Below are 24,834 nucleotides of genomic sequence, written 5' to 3'. Positions count from 1 at the left end.
AAATGAATAATAAACAGAGCGGCATTATGTTGAATAAAATGGGACTATCGCTATGGGCGCATATTGGCTTGGGCTTATTGTTATTTATGTTCCAAATTGCATGTGCGAGAGCCGGTAATGTGTCTATTCAGGGAATAGACATCGCTACTTTGGCCGGGGATAAGTTACAGATACAACTGGAGATGAGCGGCACAGCGATTGAGCCTAAAGTATTTCACACGGATAACCCCGCGAGAATCGCCTTGGATTTTCCGGGCGTAAAAAATGCACTGGATAAAAAATCGTATCCAATCAATCAGGGAGCGGCACGTAACGTTTATATAGCGGAAGCGGCTGATAGAGTGCGTGTGGTTGTCAATCTGGCAGAGCCTGTATCGTTTGATACCCAAATCGTCGGCAATAAGATGCTGCTTACCTTAACCAATGCAAAAGCGGTAGTTCCAGATCGATCCGGTCCTATTGTAAAAAAACCGACAACATCCGTGATTTCCAGTTTAATGCCCGAGCAGGCTATCAGCGGCTTGGATTTCAAGCGGGGAGATAAAGGTGAAGGACGTATACTGGTTTCCTTGGCCAATCCTAATACTATTGTTAACAGCAAAGAGGAAGGCGGAAAAGTTGTCATCAGTTTTCTAAATACACGGCTACCCGGCAATTTGGCGAAAAAGCTTGATGTCTCTGATTTTGCAACACCGGTTAAATCTATCAATGCGGTTTCATCGAATAATGAATCGACCATTACAGTGTCGCTGCAAAATAGTCTTTATGATTATTCACTTTTTCAGTCTGAAGGATTACTGACGGTGGAATTCAGACCGTTAACCGCTCAGGAAAAAGAGGTAATTGATAACAAAAGAGCGAAGTACACAGGTGACAGGTTGTCCTTGAATTTCCAGGAAATTGATGTGCGCAGTGTCATTGCTGTTCTGGCCGAGTTTACCGGGCAGAATGTAGTTGCCGGTGACGATGTCACTGGAACTGTTACTGTAAAATTGGATGATGTGCCTTGGGATGAGGCGTTGGACTTTATCATGATGACTAGGGATCTGGAAAAGTACGAGACGGGCAATGTCACCCTGATAGCGCCCGTGGGCAAGATCAAGAAATATAAGGAAGAGCAACAGAAGACGGAGACTGTGGTTGAGCAGTTAGAGCCTCTCGTGACTGAATATCTTAAAATCAATTATGCTAAGGCAGAGGACTTTAGAAACTTATTATATGGTGAGGATGCTAATACTATTGGCAGTTGTTCCCGTATTACTAAAAAGGATATTGAGTCAAGTGGTAGCAACCAAAACCAAAACCAAAACCAAAACCAAAACCAAAACCAAGATCAATTCCAAAATCCATACCAACAAGGTCAAAACCAAGGCCAAGGTTTTGGAGATATGGAAAACAATCTAGTATCAAGAAATGGATTGATATTGCTCTCCGCTCGAGGATCTGCGGTTGTCGATTCAAGAACCAATACCCTGATTGTGCGTGAAACAGCAAAGCGCTTGGAAGAAGTAAAAAAGCTGGTACACAAACTGGATATCCCTGTGCGCCAGGTTATGATTGAGTCAAGAATAGTCATCGCTTCCAATACATTTGCGAAAGAGTTGGGAGTAAGGTTTGGTGTTGCGAAACAGGCTGAAGTCGGTTCTGGTAAAGTATTTGCAGTGGGTGGCCGGGGAACTCGAGGCAACGGTAATGCTCAAGTCGATGAGGATGGCAATATCGGAGTGCTGAATGATGCACTGGTGGATCTGGCGACATCGTCTAACCCTTATGGTGCCTTGGGCATGACTCTGGCGAGAGGTGCGGATTATGTGCTAAATCTTGAATTATCCGCTCTGCAGGATCAGGGGCGTGGCGAACTTATTTCCAATCCAAGAGTCATGACTTCCGATCGCTGTCTGGCAGTGATTCAACAGGGTGCCAAAATTCCGTACTTATCTTCAAGCGCAAATACTGGAACCAATACTGTATTTGTTGACGCTGTGTTGCAATTGGGAGTATTGCCGCAAATAACTCCCAACGGAAGTGTGATTATGGGTCTATACATCACCAAAAACACTCTAGGCGAAGTAGTGACAGAGCTGGGCGACCGTTTGATTGACAAGCGGGAACTGAGAACCAGCGTGCAGGTGAACGATGGAGAGACAGTTGTGCTTGGCGGCGTCTTTGAGGAAGAGATGAATAATGATACCAATAAAGTGCCTTTTTTTGCTGACCTGCCGGGCATAGGTTTCTTGTTTAAGAGGACATTCAATCAAGACGATAAAAGAGAATTGCTGATTTTTGTCACACCTAAAATCATCAAGGACACCTTATCATCTTATTGATAGCTTCTACTCGGAGCAAAAAGGGGGCATAATGCCCCCTTTTTTTATATTTAAATTTATATAGAATCAAATAACTCATGATGCAATCAGAAAATATCTATTTAATTGGCCTCATGGGTGCCGGAAAAACCACTATAGGCCGGCAGTTGGCGAAGGCCCTCAAACTGCCTTTTTATGACAGTGATAAGGCAATTGAAGAAAGCACCGGTGTTGATATCCCTACAATTTTCGAATTTGAAGGCGAAGACGGATTTAGGGACCGCGAACAGAAAATGATTCAACAGCTGATCCAAAAAAAAGGTATCGTACTGGCTACTGGTGGCGGTGCGATTTTGCGGGAGCAAAATCGCAAACTCTTGAAGGAAAATGGATTTATTGTCTACTTGCAATGTTCGGTAGAAAGGATTCTGGAGCGAACGCGCAGAGATTCGCAACGACCGTTATTGCAAATAGAGAACCCCAAAGAACGTCTAGAAAGCCTGTTTGCACAGCGGGAGCCCCTCTATTTGTCTTGTGCCGACTACAAAGTCGACACAGGGACAATGCAAAGCAAAACGGTTGTTAACCATATCCTGGAAAAATATAGAGCAATTAATCGTTTACACAAATGAAAAAATTACTAGTACAGCTGGGTGACCGCAGCTACCCCATTTATATTGGCTCTGAGTTATTGAGTCGAGCTGAGCTGTTCTCTCAGCATATAAAGTCCAGGCAGGTTCTGGTCGTTACCAATGACACCATAGCGCCGTTATATCTGGACGCGGTTTTGAAGAACCTGCGGGATTATACCGTTGAAACAGTGATTCTGCCTGATGGTGAGCAATACAAAACATTAGACTTCGTCACTAAAATTTTTGATAAATTATTGGCCGGCAAGTTTAGTCGAAACGCGACGCTGATCGCTTTGGGCGGAGGTGTTATCGGTGATATGGGCGGCTTTGCCGCGGCTTGTTATCAGCGGGGTATTCCTTTTCTGCAGATACCTACAACCCTGTTGGCGCAGGTTGACTCTTCGGTAGGCGGAAAGACCGGCGTTAATCATGCGCTAGGGAAGAACATGATCGGGGCTTTTTATCAGCCTCAATGTGTTATTGCCGATGCCGATGTTTTGGATACGCTCGATGACAGGCAGTTGTCGGCGGGGCTGGCGGAAGTGATTAAATATGGCCTGATTAGAGATTTGGAGTTTTTTATCTGGCTGGAAAATAATATTGATGCATTGCTGGCAAGAGATAAGCAAGCGCTGGCCTTTGCGATTGAAAGGTCATGTATTAATAAAGCTGAGGTTGTCGCTGAAGATGAAACAGAGGCCGGCATTAGAGCAACGTTGAATTTAGGACATACTTTTGGACATGCGATTGAGACCGGTGCAGGCTATGGTCAATATCTGCATGGTGAAGCCATAGCTATCGGAACTTGTCAAGCTGCCGATCTTTCGAGGCGATTAGATTGGTTAAACGATGAGGATGTGACCAGAATTACTACGCTTTTCAAAAGGGCCAAATTACCGGTTAAACCGCCGGAAGAGATTGGTGCAGAGCAGTTTTTTGAATTAATGGCGGTTGACAAGAAAAATGTAGACGGACAAATAAGGTTGATTTTGCTAAAAAAAATCGGTGAAGCAACCTTGCCGGTCAGTATAAATCAAGAACTATTAGAAGCTACGCTTAAAATATATGGTAGATAATGATACCTTTACGTATCATCTGAAAAAGTCGTTGAATACGCCAGTAGACACGGCTGTTCACTCTTTGATAACGCAAGAACGAACACAGAAGCTTGAATTATTAATTCATCTTCTTGCTAATTTAACCCAGCCCCTTATTGTTTGCGGCCCGGAAGGTATCGGCAAAACAACGCTATTAAAAGTCTTGCAGGACCGCAAGGTTGAGTCATGGTTGTATTGTCCAATACAAGGTAATGCTGGATTAAGCTTTGAAAAAATTCAGGAACATCTATCCGAAACCATTGCGCACGATAGGCCTGAAAGATACAGTCAGGCTTTAACAGCGGCTTTGGGGCAGTATGAATGTCAAAACAAAAACATAATTCTGATTGTTGATGATGCAGGTCAGCTGGTGCCAGGCCTGATAACAACCATAATTCGCTATGTTGAGTCAAATCCGGTTTTAAGAGTAGTCTTCGTGTTAACGCATGATGAATTGCACGTTAAAAACAGATCGGACCGCGTTATTGATGATTGTCACTTTGTAGAAATACCGCCTTTATCAGAAAAACAATGCGGTGAGTTTTTACAACATTTATCAACAAAGTCTTGGACGCAAATTTCGTTTAATGCGATCAATGAAAACATGATAGAGGCTGTTTATCGGGAAACGCATGGAATTCCAGGGAAAATTATCGCTGAATTGCCTGTTTTAGCCAGTAATCCCAAGCCAAGCGTCAACGCCAGATGGATACTGACGGCCGCTGTGGCCGGATTAATTAGCATAGCACTCTATGTGCAGTGGGCGACTTCTGAACAGCATATTGAGAATAATGAGGTTGCTATGGCCTCTGTCGGATCGAGGGGCGGCAATGAGAAAACACCATCATTAACCGCTTTGCTGCCGCCGGCCCCGGCTGAGATTTCCCAGAATGAACACGCTGTGCCGCCAATTCAACAAGATGCATTGCAACAACAGTCGTTGATGAATGAAAAGATTTCGACGCTGTCTGGAGCAGAAGGTATTGTAGATAATCTGGATGAATTAGAAACGTTTGCACTGGCGCCTGAAAATATGCCGGGGAAAAATGATGCGGAATCCCCTAGTGTTAATATGGAAAACAAAAGGCTTTTAAATGCTAGGCAGTCGCAAGATACTGATCTGCATTTGGATAAAAACGGCAAATTTGATGAAGCGAAAAAAGGTAAACCGGTTGATCATGTCGAGCCGGTTTTAGCTGAAGAATCTGGCATAACTGACAAGAAAAAAAGTGTAGAAGTAACAACGGTATCGAATGAGCAAGCGGTAGCCGTGCCAGCTGATCAAGACAGCGGAAGGCAATGGCTGGCAACGCAACCGGCTAATAACTTCACGCTGCAGCTCATGGTATTATCGAAGCAACACTCGGTAATGAATGTGCTGAAAAAATACTTGGCATTAGGAATGGAAATCAGATATATCCCAAAAATAACCAAAGGCAAGGAAAGGTATGTTTTGATGTATGGTTCGTTTTTCAGTTCTGCTCAAGCGAGCCTGGCCAGAAATTCATTACCTACTGAGTTTCGCAAGGCGATACCGGTGAAGATCAGTACGATTAAATAAAGGCCGGCGGCCAGTCGTTTAATTGAGCAACCGTTTTTATTAAAGTCCTTATGCCTCAGTGCTCGGAGTAAAAGGGCATTCTTTAAGTGTTAGCGTCTCGTGGCTTAAGGAAGACACGATCAATTTTAACCGGAAAATTAAAAAAGTGATGACAGAATTAAAAAATGACACCTTGATCAGAGCCCTTTTAAAGCAACCAGTCGATCGGACGCCGGTCTGGATGATGCGTCAGGCGGGGCGATACTTACCTGAATACAGAAAAGTCAGGGAGCAGGCTGGCAGTTTTTTAAATCTATGTACTAATCCCGAGCTAGCATGCGAGGTCACACTACAGCCTTTAAGACGCTTTGATTTTGATGCTGCCATTCTGTTTTCAGATATATTGACCATACCTGATGCGATGGGTTTGGGGCTTTATTTTACCGAAGGAGAAGGGCCAAAATTTAACAATCCGGTAAGAACAGCAGTAGATATCAATAAATTGCCAATTCCAGATCCGGAGACGGAGTTGCGCTATGTAGTCGATGCCGTTCGGCTAATAAGGAAATCACTACAAGGTAGTGTGCCTCTCATCGGGTTTTCCGGCAGCCCTTGGACCCTGGCAACTTATATGGTTGAAGGTGGTTCTAGCAAAAGCTTTCATAGAGTAAAAGGTTTAATGTATGAACAACCCAAGCTGATGCATGTCATGCTTGATAAGTTGGCCCGTTCCATAGCAGCTTATTTAAATGCTCAGATTGAAGCGGGTGCTCAAGCTGTCATGTTATTTGATACCTGGGGGGGCGTATTAACTTCCGAAGACTATGCCGAGTTTTCCTTATATTATGCCAAGCAAGTCAGATCATTACTGAAGACCAATATGAACGGACAGCAGATTCCTAGCATTTTGTTTACCAAGGGGGGAGGGCTTTGGCTGGAAGCGATGGTGGATGCCGGATATGATGCGCTGGGTCTGGATTGGCAGACGGATATAAAGCAAGCTCGCGCCAGAGTTGGTGACCGGGTTGCTTTGCAAGGCAACATGGATCCTGTCTCACTTTATGCGAGTCCTGATATTATTACCGAAAAAGTAAAAGCTGTTTTACATAAATATGGCTCGGGCTCCGGTCACGTGTTCAACCTGGGTCATGGCATTTTGCCCGACATAAACCCCACTCACGTTAAAGCAATGGTTGATGCTGTACATAAGTACAGTCCGGCATATCACTCATAATCCATATCATTGGTAATGAAGCGTTTTAGTTAAAAGACGGAGCGTGAACTTTCCGTTTATTGAAAGACATTTGCAAGCGTCAATAAAAGATGTAACGAGCAATATCCTGTGTTGTCGATGAGATTCGGGCGACGGTACTGCATGTTATGCCCTGTCTGGGCTAGTGGCTGGTAATGGCTATTTTTTCTGAATCTTAAGTACTCCAGGATACAAGAACCGTTCATTTGGTCTAAGAAAACAAGTTTCTGGGAGAAGTCGTGAGATTTTCAGGGCGAGGTCCAATGATCTCAGAAATGAAGGTCTGGACAATCTGACTCCCTATTCATCAGTGCGCTTTGGGTTTGGGTGGATTTTACTGTGTGGAAAGACAAGGAAACATGATTTTTCGAAAATGGTATCGAACAATGAACTTTCCTTCTAAACAGTTGAAATCTACCATTTCACCGATACTGAACTGTTATAGAGTTGTATGGCGGGGCATTTGCCTATGCGGATATTATTATGAATACGTCGGTAAGTAAAAAATCATTGTCGTGCTCACCACAAATAGTTGAGAGATTAAAGAGGTTGTATTATGAAATTATTTAAGTTACTTCCGGTTATAGGTTTGTTCATTGTCAATGCTGCTGTTAAGGCTGATGATGAAGTAGGCAAACCGGTTGATATAGTTGTTTATAGAAGTCCTTCATGTGGTTGTTGCGGAAAATGGGTGGGACATTTGAAGAATAATAACTTTAACGTAAAGGATATCGTTACGAGTGATGTTCAGGCTATAAAAAGTAAATATGGTGTTCCAGGTACGATGGCTTCTTGCCATACGGCTTTAGTCGAGGGATATGTTATTGAAGGGCATGTGCCTGCAAATGATATTAATACACTTTTGAAAACGAAACCGAAGGTTACTGGAATAGCCGTTCCTGATATGCCGGCGGGTACGCCAGGTATGGGAATGGGTGGTAAGAAAGATCCCTATCAGGTAATAAGCTTTGACAGTGAAAAACGTTATCAGGTATTTAACAGTTATGAGAGCAAATGATGATTCTCGCTGGCGATATAGGCGCTACTAAAACGATTCTTGCGTTATACGAGTTTGGTGACGGAAGTTGGCGCTGTTTCCAAAAAAAACAGTTCTTTAGCTCCGGATATCAAACATTTGCCGAACTGCTGAAATTGTTTCTAGGCGATGTTGAAAGCATTCACCTATCAGCCGTTTGCATCGGTGTGGCCGGCCCCGTAATTGATGGTAATTGTAATGCGACAAACCTTCCCTGGGTGTTGAATCAAGCGAAAATCAGTGCACAATTACATACCCCAAATGTCTGGTTGCTAAATGATTTGGAAGCTACCGCATGGGGTGTGCTGGGATTGCCGGAGCAGAGTTTTATTGACTTGAATTCAGATGCGGAAAAGCGGGAGGGCAATGTTGCCATCCTGGCTGCGGGGACTGGTCTGGGTGAGTCTATAGTTGTATGGGATGGTGCTAAGCATCATGTTATAGCGACAGAAGGCGGACATGCGGATTATGCGCCTGTTACTGATCAGGAAATAGCGTTATTCAATTATTTAAGGGAAAAATATCCTGAACATGTCAGTTATGAAAGGTTGCTATCCGGCGAAGGTGTGATAAATATTTACCAATTTCTCAAAAAAAATGCATGGGCGCCGGCGCAACCTGAGACTGAAAAGTTGATGGCGGAACGGGATCCGGCCGCGATTATCGGTGAAGCAGGCGTTGCGGGAAGTGATGTTTTGTGCGAAGAAACGCTGAATATTTTTTGTAGAATATATGGATCGGAGTCGGGAAATCTTGCGCTTAAGTGCCTACCATATGCCGGTATTTATTTGGCCGGTGGCATAGCTGTAAAAATTTTACCTTTTTTGCAAAAAGGGGTATTTATGCAAGGGTTTCTTGATAAAGGCCGCTATCGTCCGATTTTACAGAAAATTCCGGTCAAAATATGCGTAAACCCTGAAGTGGCTTTATTAGGTGCAATGAGTCATGCTATAAAACAGCTAAATGAGAAAAGTTAATAGTTCATAATAATGAAGATCGGCATTCCTAAGGAAATTAAAGAGAAAGAAAACAGGGTAGCGATTACGCCTGAAGCTGCAAAATTTTTGGTTCAAAAAGGACACTCTGTTCTGGTTGAAATCGATGCCGGACTAGGATCCGGTTTTAGCAATGAACTGTACGAGCAGGCCGGTGCGCAGTTAGTGTCTACAGTTGGTGCATGGGCTGTAGACATGGTTGTAAAGGTCAAGGAGCCTTTGGCGTCAGAATATCAGCATCTGGATAGGCAAATCGTTTTTACATTTTTTCATCTGGCTGGTGTGAGGCCGGAGTTAACTTTGGAATTATTGAAAAAGGGAGTGACTGCAATTGCCTATGAGACGCTGGAAGATGAGCAGGGACGACTGCCAATTCTTGCGCCGATGAGTGCGGTCGCGGGCAACATGGCAACATTAATGGGCAGCTATTATCTGGCAAAATTTAATCAGGGCAAGGGAATGCAATTAGGCAGGGTGTTAGGAAAAAAATTTGGCAAGGTTGTCATTATCGGTGATGGTGTGGTTGGGCAGCATGCTGGTCAGGTCGCCTGCGCGATGGGCGCTGATGTGTTTATTGGGGGTATCGATCAGCAAGGGATGCATAAATTGAAAAAGTCCGTATTGCCAGAAGCGAGTTTTTTCCTGTCCAATAAAGAGAGCATTCAAAAGCATGTAATAGATGCTGATTTGGTGGTGGGGGCTGTGCTCTGCAGAGGAGCCAAAGCGCCTAAAATCATTAGTGAAGAAATGATAAGGTCAATGTCTGAAGGCTCAGTTGTTGTTGATGTCAGTATTGATCAGGGGGGCTGTATAGAGACGTCAAGGCCGACAACTCATTCGGATCCTGTATTTATAAAGCACGGTGTGGTGCATTACTGCGTGACCAATATGCCAGGTGCTTATCCCAAAACATCAACTATTGCATTAGTTGATGTGACATTGCCGTATATCGCAAAAATAGCAGATGCTGGACATACATTGTTAAAATCTGATCAGCAACTTGCCAAGGCCATTAATGTATTTGATGGAAAAATTACATGTAAAGCAGTCGCGGAAGGGTTGGGAATGATGAATAGATATCAGCCCTTAAATTGATTCAAAACTTTCTTGCTTAATTAAAGCCGATGTAGCTCAGTCGGTAGAGCAACTGATTCGTAATCAGTAGGTCGCGGGTTCGAATCCCGCCATTGGCTCCATTCGCAAATAGTACCGGCCTGTTCGTTCAGTGTTAACTGCTAGCGCAAACAGGCCGGCAAATCCTAAATATCATCTAAACCCGATAAGCCATAAATAGTCCAGTTAGAAAAATCGAATGCGCCTTCTTCGTCGCTTTTATTTTTGTAATTGATCCGACATACATATTTTTTGGTAACGGTATTTGATGCATTTCTAGTGATATCGATTTCAGCGTTAACCACATATTGATAATCGCCAAGGCTCCAGGCATTAAGAGGCTTTTCCGGAAAGTTAATTGACACTTCCGAACCGAGTTCAGATTTGATGTAGTTATTGCAATGTGTAAAAGCAAGTCCGGTTAAAGGGGTGGAAACAGGAGATACGCTACCTTGATCTTCGCTATCCACAAGAAATAAGTCAGATTGGATAACTTTATTGACCAGTGGCATTATGACTTCTCGCTGGATCAAAATCAGTGCAATTAAGCCGAGCATAAGCACTAAGACAGGGTGTTTTTTCATAAATTTCGAATGGGTGAGTCAGAAAAAAAAGAAAGAGCCAGCGGGAATTTTAACAGAAATCAAAGTTTTAAGAGTAAGGAAATTTAATAAGACTGGCATGGGTTTAAGACAAATAAAATTCAAAATTGTTTTTGACTTGACAAGGTTGATCGAACTGGTAGACTGAGCGCTCACTAAATAGACTTGGTGGCACCCCGATTCTAATGTAATTAGTAGGGTGGGAAAATGGAGTTGTAACTATAGACTCCCGGTTTAATAGACTGGGGATTTGATAATTTTTAGGAGGTAGAAATGGCAGCTACAACTGAATCAGTGAAAGCTGATGCTGCGGAAGCACCGCTGTTAAATAAGAAAAATATGTTTGCCGGAGCAGCATTATACATAGTGTTCTACGGCTGGGTTCGTTGGTATGAAGGTGTTTATGGCTGGTCAGCTGGTCTGGACTCATTCGCACCTGAATTCGAAACATATTGGATGAACTTTCTTTATGTTGAGCTAGTTCTTGAAGTTGTAACCGCATCAATTCTGTGGGGTTATATCTGGAAAACTCGTGATCGTAAAGTAATGTCAATCACTCCAAGAGAAGAACTGAGAAGACATTTCACTCACTGGACTTGGTTGGTAATGTACGGTATCGCTATTTATTATGGCGCTAGCTACTTCACTGAGCAAGACGGTACATGGCATCAAACAATCGTTCGTGATACTGACTTTACACCAAGCCATATCATCGAATTCTATTTGAGCTATCCTATCTATATCATTACTGGTTTTGCTTCATTCCTGTATGCAAAAACAAGACTGCCTACATACCAACAAGGTCTGGCGTTACAGTACATGGTATCAGTAATTGGTCCTTTCATGATTCTGCCAAACGTTGGTTTGAACGAATGGGGTCACACTTTCTGGTTTATGGAAGAACTCTTCGTTGCTCCATTACACTACGGCTTCGTATTCTTCGGATGGGCTGCTTTAGGTGTACTGGGTGTTATCAACATCGAAGTTGGTGCTATCTCTAAACTGTTGAAAAAAGACTTAGCTTAATAGAGTCTTCGGTTGTAATAACTATCTCCTAGCTGTTTTGCCTCTTTCTAAGGCAAAACAGCATAGAGAAAGATAGTCATTAATAAAAATAATTTAAATCCTTTAGGAGGTAAGCTAATGAGCGCATCTCAATCAGCTGTTCGTTCACGTGCTGAAGCGGTTAAAGTTTCACGTACGTTCGACTATTTGATTCTCTTTACAGCGTTTTTCGTTATTCTAGGTGGTTATCACATCCACTACATGTTGACTGGTGGTGACTGGGATTTCTGGACAGACTGGAAAGATAGACGTCTATGGGTAACTGTAGCACCTATCGTTTCAATCACTTTCCCTGCTGCTGTTCAAGCATGCTTGTGGTACCGTTACCGTCTGCCTTTCGGCGCGGTTGTTTGTGTCTTAGGTCTGCTCCTGGGTGAGTGGGTTAACAGATACCTGAACTTCTGGGGATGGACATATTTCCCAGTTAACTTCTGCTTCCCTTCAAACCTGATGCCAGGCGCTATCGTTCTTGATGTTGTTTTGATGCTGTCTAACAGCATGACATTGACAGCGGTTGTTGGTGGTATGGCTTGGGGTCTGTTGTTCTATCCTGGCAACTGGCCAATCATCGCGCCATTACACATTCCTGTTGAATACAATGGCATGATGTTTACTCTGGCTGACTTACAAGGTTACCACTACGTAAGAACTGGTACTCCTGAGTACATCAGAATGGTTGAAAAAGGTACACTAAGAACTTTCGGTAAAGACGTTGCTCCAGTATCAGCATTCTTCTCTGCTTTCGTGAGTATCTTAATTTACTTCTTGTGGCATTTCTTCGGTAAATGGTTCGCAAAACCAGACTTTGTTCAGTCTGCGTAAGAATCATTACAGAAAACTACACTAAAAGACTAGAGGCAGTCGTTTATTTTAGTTGCCCTAGATACTCTGAAAAACTATAGATTCTCTATTATAGAGGAGGATATATGAAATTGATTAAAGACAAAGTTGCTAAATTATCCTTTGTCGCACTGCTGATGACTGTTACAGCAGCGATGTTCTACACGCCAACTGCATCTGCACACGGTGAAAAGTCACAGGCCGCTTTCATGCGTATGCGTACTATTCACTGGTTTGACTTAAACTGGTCAAAAGAAGAAGTAGCAGTTAACGATACAATGACAATTTCCGGTAAATTCCACGTATTCGCTGGATGGCCTGAAACTGTTGATAAACCAGAAGTATCATTCTTGAACATTGGTATCCCAGGCCCTGTATTTATTCGTGCAGGATCATGGATCGGTGGTCAATTGGTTCCTCGTTCAGTAACTTTGGAGCTGGGCGAAACTTATGAGTTTAAAGTATTGTTAAAAGCACGTCGTCCAGGTGACTGGCACGTTCACACTATGATGAACGTTGAAGGCGGTGGTCCAATCATTGGTCCAGGTAAATGGGTAACTATTACTGGTTCAATGGGATCATTTGTTAACCCAATTACAACTTTGACAGGCGAAACTATCGACCTGGAAAACTTCAACCTGGGTAACATCTACTTCTGGCACGCTTTCTGGTATGCTCTTGGCTTGGCTTGGTTGGTATATTGGGCTCGTAAACCAATGTTCGTTCCTCGTTCAATCGCTGTTGAGTCAGGCAAAGGTGATTCTTTAATCACTGCTACCGACAAGAAAGTTGCAATGGGCTTTGCAGCTGGTACTATCGCTATCGTTGCTTTCTCAATGGGCAGCACAAACGAACAGTATCCTGTAACAACTCCTCTGCAAGCTGGTTTGATGCGTGGTATGAAGCCAATTGAAATGCCTGCAACTACAGTTAGCGTTAAAGTTGAAGATGCTTCTTACCGTGTACCAGGTCGTGCTATGCAAATGACACTGACTATTACTAACAACGGTGATTCAGCTATTCGTTTAGGCGAATTCAACACAGCTGGTGTTCGTTTCATGGATCCAGCAGTTGCTGAAGATGAAACTAACTATCCAGATGACTTGTTAGCTGAAGAAGGTTTGACTGTTAGCGATAACAGCCCAATCGCTCCAGGTGAATCAAGAACTGTTGAAGTAACAGCTTCTGACGCTGCATGGGAAGTTTACCGTTTAGCTGACTTGATCTATGATCCAGACAGCCGTTTTGCTGGATTGTTATTCTTCTTTGATGAAGCTGGCAACCGTCAAATGACTATGGTAGATGCACCATTAATCCCAACATTCATCTAATGAATAATTAACTGACAGCTTTGGCTGTAAGTTAAGGGTTAAAAACCCCCGTTACCGAATAGGTGACGGGGGTTTTTTTTTGAAAGTGCGATCAAATAAAATACTCTATTTGATCCAAAAATCGTCTATCTTTTAAGGCTACTGAAAAATTGAATTTAAGGACCATGTATGATCCGTAGAATACGTCTTCAGAGTCTGGCGCCGCGCAAGGTCGGAAAGCTTGGCGGAAACGGTATTATGAACATCAAAGGCGTTAGTCGCGTAGACGGCTTTGACGCTGAAAGCCATTTGGGATGGGCGGAGCCTTGTTAGTTTGCTGTCAACCAGAGGTGCGTCAGTAGATGCTGGTGCATTGGCTCTACATTTATTTACCGGCGGCTTTAATAATTGTTTGAGCGGGCCCCGGGGAGCATCGGGAACAATATTTGTCCGAACAGAGACAGTGTATCGTGCGCTATATGATGCTGCATAAGATGTCGGCCAATTATGTCATCAATAGCTATCAATGGACGGTGGAACAGGTGCGCGCAGTGATCGAGCGCAAGTGGCGCATCAAGATCAGCGGTGCGCGCTTGTATCAACTGTTCGAACAATGGGGTCTGTCGCTACAAAAAGTGAGCCACGACTGCGGTCATGCTGAAGCACAAGCGCAGGCTCCTTTTTATCGCGGACTTAAAAAACGGCACAGATCAGTGACGATGCCGCAGTGATTGTACTGGACAAGTTTGTTTTACAGAGTGTGTCCTATACGTATTAAGCCTGAGCTAAGAAAAATACCAAGCCCCGGCTTCCTGACAGTCGATGTTCAAAGCGGAACGGAAACACGCGTGTTGACTTTTAACGGGCAAAGCATTAATGAACAGGCGGATCATGGGCGTCGTGCTCACTGTGTTCCTGTTTCTGCAAAAAGGCTTCAACCGGCTAACTTTTTGCTCGATAATGCTAAAATTCATGGCCGGCGAATGGAGACCGATGTTGCTTGCCGAAACCGCACAGTTCATGTCGTTGCCGGCGCTTGGTCTTGGCGCACACCAGCTATTCGCCCCTACTCAATCCTGCTGAATAACGGATTCACTAGGTGCGGCGAAAGGGCTTGTACAATGAGCTTTATACATTAACCGTACACGAAAAGCCCGAACATATTCGAAATTTTAAATAGCACTTGGTTCGGTCATGACCGATGTGCAAATATATAGCGCACTCTAAAGATAAACGGTTTTAGGGAATAAGTGGTTAAAGAAGAGCTATTGTCAAATCTGGTGTATAGAGAATCAAGCGACATCCTGTTGTTGATCTCCGGTTTGTTTGATGCCATTGACGAATTTCACGCTGGTAATGACATCGACTAACTGCTGATAGCCTCTTAAGCGCAGCCATTTTTTCTGGGCCGTTTCCATCAGCTTGAACGCCATCGCCAGGGTAGTTGTCCGGCTGCCGCAATGCTTGGTTCTGGTCGTTCTCAGCCTGACGGTGGCAAAAACCGACTCGATTGGATTGCTGGTCCGGATGTACTGCCAGTTTTCGGCCGGATAATCGTAAAAGGCCAGCATGGCCTCCTTGTCTTTCGCCAAACACGCCATCGCTTTCGGGTATTTCGGCTCGAACCGCTCAAGGCAGTGGTCAAAGGCTTTATAGGCCTGTTCCCGAGTTTCCGCCTGCCAGATCGCGTGCAGCGCCTCCTTGACCTTGGGCTGCATGGCTTTCGGCAGTTTTTCCAGGACATTGGCCGTCTTGTGCACCCAGCAGCGCTGCTGATCGGTTTCCGGCCAGAGTTTACCCACCGCTTTCCAGAACCCCAGCGCTCCATCACCATTGGCCAGTTTGGGCGCCGTCTTCAGTCCCCGCTGCCGCAAATCCGTCAGCACCTCTTCCCAGCTTGCCGCCGATTCACGGTAGCCGTCGGATAAAGCCACCAGCTCCTTGCGGCCGTTTTCATCGGAACCGGTGATCACCAGCAGGCACAGCCTGTCGTCCATGCGCACATGACTGTAAACACCGTCGGCCCAGACATAGACGTAGCGCTTTTGGCTCAGGTCTCGCCGGGTCCAGTCCTGGTAATCCTGCTCCCAGTCCTGTTTTAAACGGCTGATCGTGGCCGCTGACAAGCCCGGCGCTTCCGGGCCCAGCAGGTGCTTCAGCGTTTCCGAGAAATCCCCGGTTGAGATGCCTCGCAGGTAAAGCCAGGGCAGAAATTCCTCAATATTCTTGGTGCGCTTCAAATAGGGCGGCACCAGGCTGCTGTTGAACTTGATACCCGAGCCGGAGCGATCCCGTACTTTCAGCACTTTGACCGCCATGTCGCCGAGCCCGGTGTTTGAATCGAACGCTCAGGCAGATAACCGTTCCGGACCACGGCGGCTTTATCTGTATTGGTTTTTAAGCCGCTATGCTGCGAGAGAAAGGCGGCGACCTCGGCTTCAATGGCGGCAGCCAGTAGTTTTCACGCAGCACTTCCTGCAACGGATCATTCTGTTCTGGCTTATTCAGGTTAATGACATTACTATCTGTCATGGCGGTGTTTTCCTCATATTGGTGGTTGATCTGGCGAGATCTTTACCAACAGGTTACACCGCTTTCATCTCTAAGTCATACACCAGAAATGAGCATAGCTCAAAAGCCGCTGATATTGGGTAAGATTCAGCACGGCGTGCCAATGATCATTAAGATATTAAAAAATGTCCGGCAAGCGACTATCCTGCCCCCATTATTCAAAACATGATAGCGCCGGGTACGCCGTTTACATCAATGAATAGGCGATTTATGACCGTCTGGAGTCATGGGGATGCGCTCGAAAAAGCGCGTTTGCCATGGTGCCGGGAAATTGCGCGCGATGGATTTTATGAGGTGTATGTGAGCGATGGAAGGTTTTTGATCAAAGTTGAGTTCCTGGTTATGCTTGCCTTGCGCGATTTCTCAAGCGCATCAGCCCATTTATTTAGGCTTCTTCGAAGTTTGTGCATAACGCAACTAAACGCGGTCAAGCATTATTAAGTTCACTGCTGGAACTGATTACCAGAGAGTTCCCTGGAATCCATTATGAACCTAAACACTTATAGCCAAGGATCAATAGATTTGGTTAGAAGAAAATAGGCGATGGAGTGGGGGCTTTATGGCTTGATAGGTGGCTGTGCCAGAACGTATGTTAAATGGCATGCCAAAAGGGCAAAAACAAAGAACCCGGCGTTAAGCCGGGTTCTTTGATTATACGGGCTCTATTTCTTAAAGTTCGATAGAGCTGGAAACTTTTTGTTTAGTGCCATCTGGATCATCGATGCAGCCAGTTAAGCCAACAATCATTAATGCCATAGCTAAAAGTGATAATACTTTCTTCATAATAATATCCTCCAATGGGGTGTGAATTATTTTTAATTATTTTTGCGCCAGTTTTTTTAAGCACAGGCAATTTATATCATGACTACATTGATGATGCAATAATAAAATATTTCTAAATTTCTCTGTAAAGTTATAGCTCATTGATATTCTCAGGCAGTTCAATGGCTACAGTGCCATTATTCCATTTGACTGTGCCAATCGTACTCCATGGAGATGAAAAGTTTTTATGTAGTTGGTCGTGAACCCAATATGCGGGCGCGTCAATTTTCTTAAGCTTTATATGGAATAACGTATCGTCAAGATCCAAGCCAATTTTTTGCCCCCAAAAAGCGGTTACTTTCATAATAAATTTGTGTAAACGCTTGTTATCTATATTAGGTGTGACAGCAATATTTGCCCACATGGAATGGACTCTGCCCCAATTTGGCGCTAATAATCGGCCTTCCTCGTTAACGAAAGGCAACCAATGTTCGGCGTTATTTTTATCGATATAAGTAATGCCCAAAATATGGTCATAGCCGGCAAAATGATCGTGTAGATAAAGTGCATGAGGTGTAATGCCGGAAAAGTTTTGAGAGAGCAATAATGATGAATTGCTTGCCTGAGCAAGAGTCGAGGCAATAATGTTCTGCTTTGTATCTAGATTAAACCTGTAGATTAGACCGTAATGTATGGTGCTGTTTAATTGCAAAAATAATATGACGATGAGTGCTTTTGAAAGTCGGGTCGAAAACACCTTTGGTGTGCGAGTTGCGAATTGTTCAAAAAAACGATGATAAAAACTATTATCAGATAGTGGTGTCGTTACAATGCAATCGGATGAGCAGGAAATACGGGTGCGCGAATCGGCAATGGCTCGGTATTTGTTTGAGGCATAATGGTAAATGCCGGGTAGGCGCATAAGTACGCTAATGGGGAGCAGATAGCGCATTTTTGCAAAAATTTGAATATAAGTGTCAATGCCGGAGTAGATGCGGCTATTATTATCTAACGCATATAAGTCAGTGAGTAAGGTTTCGTTGGTTAATGATGCAAGGACGGGATAGTCGGAAGCGTATTCTTGAGCCGATTTAAAATCGATATTTTTAAAAATATCGAAATGGTTGAGGGTGAGGACGGTTCGATTGCATAGTGGACATTGCTGATCATAAAAGACAATAAGCGAGGGGTGTTTTGAGATAACCAGTTCGCCAAGGGATCTCCACCAGCTAAATGGAATGAGTAGCGTATAAAATATAAGCATGCCCATACCAAAAGGATAGATATTAAAAGACAGAGTAATGCCTAAGTGAAGCCCGACCCCGACTAGTAAATAAACTATGCGTAAATGAGGGTTAGAGAAGAAAAATATAAAAGTAAACTGAAAGACTAGAATAGTATAGCCGATGGTCTTTTCCAAAAACTCATTGTTTAATAAAAAGGACATATCAATTGCCGAAACATAGTAGGGCTGCGTGGATGGTAACCAGGAGCCAAGGCCATTGCGCCAGTGTTCGGCAAACATTTTATGAATTGCGGAGTCGAAATAAAGGAGTCCAAGACAAATGGCAACAGGCAGGTAATAAGCAAGAGCTGAAACAGTTGGCTTGGAATGAGTGCTGTAGTGGGTAAAAGGTGTGCTGAGCTTTTGTCTGAGACTGTCTATGGAAAAGGCGCGGTTGCCAGGCATAAAAAGCAAGAAAAATCCTGCGCCTATCATGAATACATCAAAGCCGCCGTCAAAATCCCGTTGCATAGGCGTAAAATTCACAAAAACTATCCAGAAGATATAATTGCAAATAACTGCAAATTGATAGCGATAGCCGATGATGATAAAAAAGGCAATGATTCCCCATAGGCATAAAAAAAAGGGAATCATAGGGAATTCCACATCGATATAGGGTATCGGATCAAAAATCAAGTGATTGAAATACAAGAGGAAAATAATTTCCTGGAAGGTGGCCAGTCCATAAAATAATCGAAACAGGCCTATACCTATAGCAGGTGCTTGTTTGGAATGAAGATCCCAAATCTTGGAGGATAGTAATTTATACATTTTAAAATTCGAAAAACGAAGCAATCAATGTATAAATTATAAAATAAATATGCGTCTTGCGGGGGGGAAATATGGGGCTAAACTGAGGCCGCTACAAACGCTAGTGAACCAAGCGTGAGCGGCCCAAGTAGGGACGAATTTGTTAAAACTTACTTTTCGTCGTCTGGGTGCTCAGCGAAAACCCATTTTACGAGGAAATAGCCAGCGGCTATAACAACAACTGCGCCGACCATGCCAGCTGGCTCTTTTAACATTTCGGTGATATCTAAGATCGCTCCCATGAGTGTCCTACCTATAATTTGTAATTTAGAAACTGCTAATGATATAGCAAACGGAAATCGTATGATACTTTAGGTAAAGTTAATGTCAAGGGTTAATTGTTATAGGATTTCTAAGGGAGATGATCTGTTGGCGTTGCGCTTGGCTGAAATTTAAAGCTCGATAGCCGCTGTGTTATACTTTAAAATCTAGGGCCTGAAAGCAGATATATTGAGATAAAAAGATGAAGAAATACATTAAACTATTACCGCTGGCGGCAATTTTCTTTGCGCTCTCTGCGAATGCCGATGTCCTATTAAAGGACAAATCCGAGATCTTGGGAAAATGGAACTTGTATGCGGAAGCGATTAAACTGGACGGAGAAAAAAAGGAAATTACCGTTGAGTGGGATTTCAAGGATGATGGTACGCTGCAAACAACAGCAACTGACTCTGTCGGGCGCACCAGTGAATTTAAGGCAGCCTTGAAGTATTCCGTGGAGGATGGCGTACTGAAAAAGCAATCTACACCTGGACGAGAAAAGTACGAATCATGCAGGGTTGTTGAAAAAGACGGCGCCAACATGGTTTTGAAATGCAAATATCTTTTCTTCTTCCTGACAAAAAAATGATAATTAAAAAAGAGGTATAACGATGATAGGCGGTATTATAATGATTATTGCGGCTCTCTGGGTTTACCAGTCAGCCATGAGAGCAAAAATAAATAATGTGCTGATGTGGGTCGCGATCAGTGCGGCGGTCTTTTTTGCGGTGCAAATGCTATTGGTTCAGTTCAATATCTATATTTTAGAGGCGATCAAAGGCAGTGAGAGCAACGCAGGTTATGAACGAGATTTATTGAGTATTGGCGATAGAAAAAATGAAAGTGGTTTTCAAGGAGTAGGCGGTATTTTATTATCGATATTTTTTGAATTGATGCCTCCAATTGCCGGTTTTATGGCCGTTGCAGTGGTTCGCAATAAGTTCGTTCTTAAAGAAGAATTTAATTTGGCTAATCTATTCAGTGGTCTCAAGGAACTGTTTCAAGGCATAAAACAGAGCTTTAAAACAACAGAAAAGTAAAAATAGTTCCCTTAAAATTAAAGCTCAAGCGCAGCTTGGGCTTTTTTTATGGCTGTAGGCGCAGTTTTGTTACGGCATGGAGGGCAACACAGCTGGTTTGAAGCCAATTGAAAAATATCAGAACCTTTTTTTTCAGACAGAATCAAATGAGAATGGGGAGATGCTTGGTTTCGCCATCAATTCAAGAATAAATACAAGTCTTTTAGGCATGTAGTTAATGGAATATGACGGTTTTATTGTTAATTGAAGCTTAATCTATGCCGATACCATCTGGTCTTATCAATGATGTTTAAAAAATCGCCATGATAAAAATTAAGAGAGAAATGCCCTTAGTTACCTGTGATAAGGGAAACAAGGAAAATAAGGCCGGAAACAAAAAGAACAATAAAAATTAGCCCTACGACAACATAAGTGGAAAGCGATCCCTGTTCGAAGTCTTTTTGTCTATCCTCCTCGCTCCGCACACCGATGACCGCAGACAGAACGCTCTTAATTACTTGAATAACCGTTGGCTTTGACATGTCCTTCTCCAAATAAAATACCAAAATAATAGTGGTTGATCGCTTTTTAAGCAATGATTATATTCAAGGCGATTATCGCTACTAATGTTTATTCCAACTGATACACCTTGGCAGTCTCAATGAGCAAAATACAATTACTAAAGCAGCAATTATCCCAACGAATCTTATTTCTCGATGGAGCGATGGGGACAATGATCCAAAGCTACAAGTTGGAAGAAAAAGATTACCGGGGAGAGCGTTTTGCGGACTGGACTGTGGATCTTAAGGGCAATAACGATTTGTTGTCGATTACTCAGCCCGATATCATCAAAGCTATTCACCAGGCTTATTTTGAAGCCGGTTCCGATATTGTTGAGACCAATACGTTCAATGCTACCCGCATTGCCATGGCCGATTATGAAATGGAAGCGTTGGTTTATGAGATTAACGTCGAATCGGCCCGTCTGGCAAGACAGGCTGCCGACGAGTTCACCAAAAAGACACCGGAAAAACCCCGATTTGTCGCCGGCGTTTTAGGCCCCACCAATCGCACTGCCTCCATGTCTCCCGATGTCAATGATCCGGGATTTCGCAACATTTCCTTTGACGATCTGGTTGAGGCCTATACTGAAGCGACGCGCGGACTTGTCGATGGCGGCGCTGATATTATCCTGATTGAAACCATTTTCGACACGCTCAATGCCAAAGCGGCCATTTTTGCGGTTGAGCAGTATTTTGAACAAATCGGTTACAAGCTACCGGTCATGATTTCCGGTACCATTACCGATGCCTCGGGCAGAACGCTGTCCGGACAAACCGTGGCAGCGTTCTGGAATTCACTCAGACATATCGAGCCGGTTGCGTTCGGTTTTAACTGTGCGCTAGGCGCTAAAGAATTGCGCCAGCATATTGATGAATTATCAACGATTGCGGATACGCATGTTTCTGCGCATCCGAATGCCGGCCTTCCTAACGAGTTCGGTGAATATGACGAATCGCCGGAAGCGATGGCCGAAGAACTGGCAGACTGGGCTCGTAGCGGTTATTTGAATATTATCGGCGGTTGTTGCGGTACTTCCCCGGCGCATATCAAGGCGATAGTCGAAGCCGTGCGGGAATACCGCCCTAGACCTATTCCGAACATCGAGAAGCAATGCCGGTTAGCCGGCCTGGAACCCATGAACATAGGTCCTGATTCTTTATTCGTGAATGTGGGCGAGCGCACTAATATAACCGGCTCAGCGTTATTTAAACGATTGATTGTCGAAGGTAACTACGAGACCGCACTGGACATCGCCAAGCAGCAAGTCGAAAACGGTGCCCAGATTATCGATATCAACATGGATGAAGGCATGTTGGACTCGAAACAAGCGATGGTGCGCTTTCTTAGTCTGATCGCCTCCGAGCCTGATATCGCCAAAGTGCCTATCATGTTGGACTCATCCAAATGGGAGATTCTGGAAGCCGGCCTTAAATGCATCCAGGGCAAAGGTATCGTCAATTCCATCTCGCTCAAGGAAGGCGAGGCGGCTTTTATACAGCACGCCAAACTGGTCCGTCGTTATGGAGCGGCGGCTATCATCATGGCTTTCGATGAAGAGGGCCAGGCTGATACGAAAGAAAGAAAAGTCGAAATCTGCCGGCGGGCTTATAAAATTCTTACCGAGCAGGTCGGCTTCCCTGCTGAAGACATTATTTTTGATCCGAATATTTTCGCGATCGCGACCGGTATTGACGAACACAATAACTACGGGCTGGATTTCATTGATGCCACGCGCGAAATCAAACAAACGTTGCCGCATGCGCTGGTTTCAGGCGGTGTGTCGAATGTATCGTTTTCTTTCCGCGGCAATAATCCGGTGCGGGAAGCGATTCATGCGGTGTTTTTATATCATGCCATCCATGCGGGCATGGATATGGGCATCGTCAATGCCGGCCAGCTCGCGATTTATGCCGATATCCCCGAAGATCTGCGCGATGCGGTCGAAGATGTGGTATTGAATCGTCATGCGGGCGCAACGGAAAAGTTGCTGGATCTGGCCGAGAAATATCGCGGCGACGGCAGCACTGCGGTAAAACAGGAGGATCAGGAATGGCGCAGTTGGCCCGTCAATAAACGCTTGGAACATGCTCTCGTCAAAGGTATCGCCGATTATATTGATGAGGATACTGAACAAGCGAGATTGGAAGCCGAAAGGCCTCTGCATGTTATTGAAGGCGCATTGATGGATGGCATGAATGTGGTCGGCGATCTGTTCGGCGCCGGTAAAATGTTCCTGCCTCAAGTCGTCAAATCCGCGCGGGTCATGAAAAAAGCCGTCGCTTATTTAATGCCGTTCATGGAAGCCGACAAATCCGGTGACATCAGGACTAACGGTAAAATCCTGATGGCCACGGTCAAGGGCGATGTGCACGATATCGGCAAAAATATTGTTGGCGTCGTGCTGCAATGCAACAACTATGAAGTTATCGATTTAGGCGTCATGGTGCCGGCGGAAAAAATCCTGCAGACTGCGCGTCTGGAAAACGTCGATATTATCGGTTTAAGCGGCCTGATTACACCGTCCCTTGATGAAATGGTGCATATGGCCAAGGAAATGGAGCGCCAGGGATTTGTTATCCCGTTGATGATAGGCGGTGCCACTACATCGCGCGCGCATACGGCGGTAAAAATCGAACCTAATTACCACGGGCCTACCGTTTATGTGACCGATGCGTCCCGAAGTGTCGGTGTAGCCAGCAATCTGCTGAGCGATGAGCTGAAAGATGATTTCGTCAAAAAAATCCGTGCGGAATACGCAGAGGTCAGAGAGCGGCATAAAGGTCGTGAGGCGAAAACCAAGCAACATACGCTGGCTGCGGCAAGGCGCAATAAATACGTGTGGGGTAATTATGAGCCGGTCAAACCCACGTTTCTGGGTACCAAAGTCATCGATCATTTCCCGCTGGACACGCTGGTCTGGTATATCGATTGGACACCGTTCTTTCAAACCTGGGAAATGGCTGGCAGTTATCCGAAAATATTCGACGATAAAGTCATCGGCAATGAGGCCAGAAAATTATTTGACGATGCCCAGGTCATGCTGAAAAAAATCATTACCGAGGAATGGCTGTCCGCCCGAGCTGTTATCGGCTTTTTTCCAGCCAATAGCGATGGCGATGATGTCATTGTTTATACGGATGATTCGCGCCGACAAATACTCGAGACCTTGCATCACTTGCGGCAACAGAACATGAAGGCGCCGGGCCGGCCAAATTTCTGCCTGTCCGATTTTATCGCGCCGGTCGATAGCGGCAAAGCCGATTATATTGGCGCATTCGCCGTCACAACCGGTATCGGCATAGAAGAAAAACTGCGGCAGTTTGAGCAGGATCATGACGATTACAGCGCCATTATGCTCAAGGCCCTGGCCGACAGATTGGCGGAAGCGTTTGCCGAATACATGCATCAAGCAGTCAGAAAGGATTACTGGGGCTATGCCAAAGATGAGGCCTATGCCAATGAACAGTTGATCAGCGAGGCCTATCAGGGCATAAGGCCGGCGCCCGGCTATCCGGCCTGTCCGGATCATACCGAGAAAGCCAAGTTGTTTGAAATGCTGGATGTAACCGAAAGCACCTCAATAGAACTGACCGAAAGCTATGCGATGTACCCCGCCTCTGCGGTGAGCGGCTGGTATTTCTCTCACCCCGATGCGCAGTACTTCAATGTCGGTAAAATCGATAAGGATCAACTGGCGGATTATGCGCGGCGCAAAGGTATCGCTGAAGACGAGGCTGAGCGCTGGCTGGCGGGACATTTGCACTAATAATCACC

At 44.5% G+C, this 24,834-nt stretch carries 21 protein-coding genes, 1 tRNA gene and 1 pseudogene; 18 read left to right on the top strand and 5 right to left on the bottom strand.

Features of this window, described 5'->3' with window-relative positions; genetic code table 11:
• Positions 1–2 precede the first annotated feature (2 nt).
• The 9 genes from pilQ (at position 3) to EK22_RS02530 (ending at position 10,054) form a co-directional block, all read left to right on the top strand.
• Positions 3–2,327: a type IV pilus secretin family protein gene (gene pilQ / locus EK22_RS02570; RefSeq protein WP_036247780.1), complete on the top strand. Its 2,325-nt coding sequence runs from the start codon at positions 3–5 to the stop codon at positions 2,325–2,327.
• A 77-nt stretch (positions 2,328–2,404) separates the two neighbouring features.
• Positions 2,405–2,938, top strand: a complete 534-nt coding sequence (aroK, locus tag EK22_RS02565; protein ID WP_036247779.1) for a shikimate kinase AroK — start codon at positions 2,405–2,407, stop codon at positions 2,936–2,938.
• Positions 2,935–4,014, top strand: a complete 1,080-nt coding sequence (gene aroB / locus EK22_RS02560) for a 3-dehydroquinate synthase (RefSeq protein ID WP_020158153.1) — start codon at positions 2,935–2,937, stop codon at positions 4,012–4,014. The genes aroK and aroB overlap by 4 nt, the downstream gene beginning before the upstream one ends.
• On the top strand, positions 4,004–5,596 hold the full coding sequence (locus EK22_RS02555) for an ATP-binding protein (RefSeq protein WP_036247775.1): 1,593 nt from the start codon (positions 4,004–4,006) through the stop codon (positions 5,594–5,596). Before aroB ends, EK22_RS02555 begins: the two co-directional genes overlap by 11 nt.
• Before the next feature lie 148 nt (positions 5,597–5,744).
• Positions 5,745–6,809: a uroporphyrinogen decarboxylase gene (gene hemE / locus EK22_RS02550; RefSeq protein ID WP_036247773.1), complete on the top strand. Its 1,065-nt coding sequence runs from the start codon at positions 5,745–5,747 to the stop codon at positions 6,807–6,809.
• A gap of 574 nt (positions 6,810–7,383) precedes the next feature.
• Positions 7,384–7,845: a DUF411 domain-containing protein gene (locus EK22_RS02545; protein ID WP_036247771.1), complete on the top strand. Its 462-nt coding sequence runs from the start codon at positions 7,384–7,386 to the stop codon at positions 7,843–7,845.
• The gene (glk, locus tag EK22_RS02540; RefSeq protein WP_051961627.1) at positions 7,842–8,840 is read left to right on the top strand and encodes a glucokinase; all 999 of its coding nucleotides are present in this window, start codon (positions 7,842–7,844) and stop codon (positions 8,838–8,840) included. Before EK22_RS02545 ends, glk begins: the two co-directional genes overlap by 4 nt.
• 12 nt (positions 8,841–8,852) lie before the next feature.
• Positions 8,853–9,953: an alanine dehydrogenase gene (gene ald, locus EK22_RS02535; RefSeq protein WP_020158148.1), complete on the top strand. Its 1,101-nt coding sequence runs from the start codon at positions 8,853–8,855 to the stop codon at positions 9,951–9,953.
• Positions 9,954–9,978: 25 nt separating this feature from the next.
• Positions 9,979–10,054: transfer RNA gene (locus EK22_RS02530), tRNA-Thr, on the top strand.
• A gap of 63 nt (positions 10,055–10,117) precedes the next feature.
• On the opposite strand, the gene EK22_RS02525 is transcribed toward EK22_RS02530, so the two are convergent.
• Complete coding sequence (locus EK22_RS02525; RefSeq protein WP_027147074.1) at positions 10,118–10,555, bottom strand: hypothetical protein; 438 nt, start codon at positions 10,553–10,555, stop codon at positions 10,118–10,120.
• A gap of 291 nt (positions 10,556–10,846) precedes the next feature.
• Here EK22_RS02525 and amoC point away from each other — a divergent pair, with 291 nt between their 5' ends.
• The 5 genes from amoC to EK22_RS02500 all read left to right on the top strand — a co-directional run bounded on the left by amoC (position 10,847) and on the right by EK22_RS02500 (position 14,871).
• Positions 10,847–11,599 carry a bacterial ammonia monooxygenase, subunit AmoC gene (gene amoC / locus EK22_RS02520; RefSeq protein ID WP_020158145.1) on the top strand — a complete coding sequence of 251 codons (753 nt, stop codon included), beginning with the start codon at positions 10,847–10,849 and terminating at the stop codon, positions 11,597–11,599.
• 117 nt (positions 11,600–11,716) lie between these two features.
• On the top strand, positions 11,717–12,460 hold the full coding sequence (amoA, locus tag EK22_RS02515; RefSeq protein WP_020158144.1) for a bacterial ammonia monooxygenase, subunit AmoA: 744 nt from the start codon (positions 11,717–11,719) through the stop codon (positions 12,458–12,460).
• A gap of 104 nt (positions 12,461–12,564) precedes the next feature.
• Positions 12,565–13,809 (top strand): bacterial ammonia monooxygenase, subunit AmoB, encoded by a 1,245-nt coding sequence (gene amoB, locus EK22_RS02510; protein ID WP_020158143.1) that lies wholly within the window; start codon positions 12,565–12,567, stop codon positions 13,807–13,809.
• Between the two features lie 425 nt (positions 13,810–14,234).
• Positions 14,235–14,519, top strand: a complete 285-nt coding sequence (locus tag EK22_RS02505) for a helix-turn-helix domain-containing protein (protein ID WP_152564991.1) — start codon at positions 14,235–14,237, stop codon at positions 14,517–14,519.
• A gap of 145 nt (positions 14,520–14,664) precedes the next feature.
• Positions 14,665–14,871: a hypothetical protein gene (locus tag EK22_RS02500; RefSeq protein ID WP_152564990.1), complete on the top strand. Its 207-nt coding sequence runs from the start codon at positions 14,665–14,667 to the stop codon at positions 14,869–14,871.
• 209 nt (positions 14,872–15,080) lie between these two features.
• On the opposite strand, the pseudogene EK22_RS02495 reads toward EK22_RS02500, so the two are convergent.
• A pseudogene (locus EK22_RS02495) lies at positions 15,081–16,320 on the bottom strand (IS256 family transposase).
• 249 nt (positions 16,321–16,569) lie between these two features.
• On the opposite strand from EK22_RS02495, the gene EK22_RS02485 reads away from it, so the two are divergent.
• Positions 16,570–16,800: a hypothetical protein gene (locus EK22_RS02485; protein ID WP_040590397.1), complete on the top strand. Its 231-nt coding sequence runs from the start codon at positions 16,570–16,572 to the stop codon at positions 16,798–16,800.
• Positions 16,801–17,272: 472 nt separating this feature from the next.
• Here the strand turns inward: EK22_RS02485 and EK22_RS02480 are convergent, their stop codons facing one another.
• On the bottom strand, positions 17,273–19,177 hold the full coding sequence (locus tag EK22_RS02480; RefSeq protein WP_036247761.1) for a DCC1-like thiol-disulfide oxidoreductase family protein: 1,905 nt from the start codon (positions 19,175–19,177) through the stop codon (positions 17,273–17,275).
• Positions 19,178–19,326: 149 nt separating this feature from the next.
• A complete protein-coding gene (locus EK22_RS25425; protein ID WP_006890565.1) occupies positions 19,327–19,458 on the bottom strand; it encodes a hypothetical protein in 132 nt (43 codons plus the stop codon).
• Between the two features lie 221 nt (positions 19,459–19,679).
• Between EK22_RS25425 and EK22_RS02475 the strand changes: the two genes are divergently transcribed.
• Both EK22_RS02475 and EK22_RS02470 read left to right on the top strand, forming a co-directional pair.
• On the top strand, positions 19,680–20,066 hold the full coding sequence (locus EK22_RS02475) for a hypothetical protein (protein ID WP_020158135.1): 387 nt from the start codon (positions 19,680–19,682) through the stop codon (positions 20,064–20,066).
• Positions 20,067–20,088: 22 nt separating this feature from the next.
• Positions 20,089–20,517: a hypothetical protein gene (locus tag EK22_RS02470; protein WP_020158134.1), complete on the top strand. Its 429-nt coding sequence runs from the start codon at positions 20,089–20,091 to the stop codon at positions 20,515–20,517.
• Positions 20,518–20,846: 329 nt separating this feature from the next.
• Here EK22_RS02470 and EK22_RS02465 read toward each other — a convergent pair whose 3' ends face one another.
• On the bottom strand, positions 20,847–21,038 hold the full coding sequence (locus EK22_RS02465) for a DUF2970 domain-containing protein (RefSeq protein ID WP_020158132.1): 192 nt from the start codon (positions 21,036–21,038) through the stop codon (positions 20,847–20,849).
• Between the two features lie 119 nt (positions 21,039–21,157).
• Between EK22_RS02465 and metH the strand changes: the two genes are divergently transcribed.
• The gene (gene metH, locus EK22_RS02460) at positions 21,158–24,826 is read left to right on the top strand and encodes a methionine synthase (RefSeq protein WP_036247758.1); all 3,669 of its coding nucleotides are present in this window, start codon (positions 21,158–21,160) and stop codon (positions 24,824–24,826) included.
• Positions 24,827–24,834: the final 8 nt, after the last annotated feature.

It is taken from the genome of Methylobacter sp. BBA5.1, from assembly GCF_000746145.1.
Classification (GTDB): Bacteria; Pseudomonadota; Gammaproteobacteria; order Methylococcales; family Methylomonadaceae; genus Methylobacter; species Methylobacter marinus.
Note: the sequence above shows the minus strand (reverse complement) of the source record. Positions and strands in the feature narration are given on the sequence as shown.

Bases quoted from the DNA above. Each gene is read 5' to 3' on its own strand.
- pilQ (WP_036247780.1), top strand. From the start codon at position 3: ATGAATAATAAACAGAGCGGCATTATGTTGAATAAAATGGGACTATCG.
- aroK (WP_036247779.1), top strand. From the start codon at position 2,405: ATGATGCAATCAGAAAATATCTATTTAATTGGCCTCATGGGTGCCGGA.
- aroB (WP_020158153.1), top strand. From the start codon at position 2,935: ATGAAAAAATTACTAGTACAGCTGGGTGACCGCAGCTACCCCATTTAT.
- EK22_RS02555 (WP_036247775.1), top strand. From the start codon at position 4,004: ATGGTAGATAATGATACCTTTACGTATCATCTGAAAAAGTCGTTGAAT.
- hemE (WP_036247773.1), top strand. From the start codon at position 5,745: ATGACAGAATTAAAAAATGACACCTTGATCAGAGCCCTTTTAAAGCAA.
- EK22_RS02545 (WP_036247771.1), top strand. From the start codon at position 7,384: ATGAAATTATTTAAGTTACTTCCGGTTATAGGTTTGTTCATTGTCAAT.
- glk (WP_051961627.1), top strand. From the start codon at position 7,842: ATGATGATTCTCGCTGGCGATATAGGCGCTACTAAAACGATTCTTGCG.
- ald (WP_020158148.1), top strand. From the start codon at position 8,853: ATGAAGATCGGCATTCCTAAGGAAATTAAAGAGAAAGAAAACAGGGTA.
- EK22_RS02525 (WP_027147074.1), bottom strand. From the start codon at position 10,555: ATGAAAAAACACCCTGTCTTAGTGCTTATGCTCGGCTTAATTGCACTG.
- amoC (WP_020158145.1), top strand. From the start codon at position 10,847: ATGGCAGCTACAACTGAATCAGTGAAAGCTGATGCTGCGGAAGCACCG.
- amoA (WP_020158144.1), top strand. From the start codon at position 11,717: ATGAGCGCATCTCAATCAGCTGTTCGTTCACGTGCTGAAGCGGTTAAA.
- amoB (WP_020158143.1), top strand. From the start codon at position 12,565: ATGAAATTGATTAAAGACAAAGTTGCTAAATTATCCTTTGTCGCACTG.
- EK22_RS02500 (WP_152564990.1), top strand. From the start codon at position 14,665: ATGAACAGGCGGATCATGGGCGTCGTGCTCACTGTGTTCCTGTTTCTG.
- EK22_RS02485 (WP_040590397.1), top strand. From the start codon at position 16,570: ATGACCGTCTGGAGTCATGGGGATGCGCTCGAAAAAGCGCGTTTGCCA.
- EK22_RS02480 (WP_036247761.1), bottom strand. From the start codon at position 19,177: ATGTATAAATTACTATCCTCCAAGATTTGGGATCTTCATTCCAAACAA.
- EK22_RS25425 (WP_006890565.1), bottom strand. From the start codon at position 19,458: ATGGGAGCGATCTTAGATATCACCGAAATGTTAAAAGAGCCAGCTGGC.
- EK22_RS02475 (WP_020158135.1), top strand. From the start codon at position 19,680: ATGAAGAAATACATTAAACTATTACCGCTGGCGGCAATTTTCTTTGCG.
- EK22_RS02470 (WP_020158134.1), top strand. From the start codon at position 20,089: ATGATAGGCGGTATTATAATGATTATTGCGGCTCTCTGGGTTTACCAG.
- EK22_RS02465 (WP_020158132.1), bottom strand. From the start codon at position 21,038: ATGTCAAAGCCAACGGTTATTCAAGTAATTAAGAGCGTTCTGTCTGCG.
- metH (WP_036247758.1), top strand. From the start codon at position 21,158: ATGAGCAAAATACAATTACTAAAGCAGCAATTATCCCAACGAATCTTA.